The following is an 847-nucleotide window of genomic DNA, read 5'->3' on the forward strand; positions in this document are numbered from 1 at the left end:
CCACCAGGGTGTCGAGGTCGCGCAGCGGGTGGATGCCCAGGCTGGCCAGCCAGTAGTACAGCCACAATGCGTGGGTGCCGGTGGGGAAGGTGTGCGCCAGGGTCAGCCGCGTGCGCTGTTCGAGGACCAGGTGGCGCAAGGCGTCCGCGCTGGTCACGCCGTCGCGCTGCAGGGCGGCGGAGAGGTTGATGGTCTGGCCGTTCTGGCACAGGCCCATGAGCACCGCCATGTCGCTCGCCGGGGCGCCGCCGATGCCCAGTTGTACGCCGTAGACCAGGCCGTACAGGCAGTGCGCGGCGTCCAGTTCACGGTTGAGCAGGCGGTCGCGCAGCTGCGCCCAGGAGCTCTGCCGGTGCAGGTTGAGGGTCAGGCCATAGGGCTGGGCGAAACCCTGGGTGGCGGCGACTATCAGCGAGGCGGCGTCGCTCAGGGCCATGAAGCCGAGGTCGAGCGCGCTCTTTTCTGGTGCATCGGAACCGGCGACCCACGCGATCGGGTGCAGGTTGGCGGGAATGTCGGTCATCGCTTCCTCTGGGCAAAAGGCCGTCCGTTCGCGCCGCCGGGGGCGGGCGAAGGGACGCCGGTGTCTGCGGGCGACCCGCCGTTGGGTCGCGACAGGGGAGTGCGGAGCAAGGCCTGTGCCAGGCCGGAAAAAAGAAGCCCCACCGGGTGGCGGGGCTGCAGAGGGAGGGAGCAATCCTCGAGACATTACACTGGCACGGGCACCGTCAGGGATATCGGCAGGGCCTGTATTCCACCTTAGCCGCCCGGGAGCCGGGCGCAACGGTCAATAAGTATTACCCCGAAAGTTCGAGTGGCGGGGATGACGGGCGCGGCCATCGCGGAG

1 protein-coding gene is annotated in these 847 nt (G+C 68.8%); it reads right to left on the reverse strand.

The window, feature by feature from the left end; genetic code table 11:
- Positions 1-523 (reverse strand): CmpA/NrtA family ABC transporter substrate-binding protein (locus P3W75_RS07955; RefSeq protein WP_276226823.1); only part of this gene is annotated, 523 nt, incomplete at its 3' end.
- Between the last annotated feature and the right edge of the window lie 324 nt (positions 524-847).

Origin of the sequence: Pseudomonas citronellolis (assembly GCF_029335315.1) — a bacterium.
GTDB lineage: Bacteria > Pseudomonadota > Gammaproteobacteria > Pseudomonadales > Pseudomonadaceae > Pseudomonas > Pseudomonas citronellolis_A.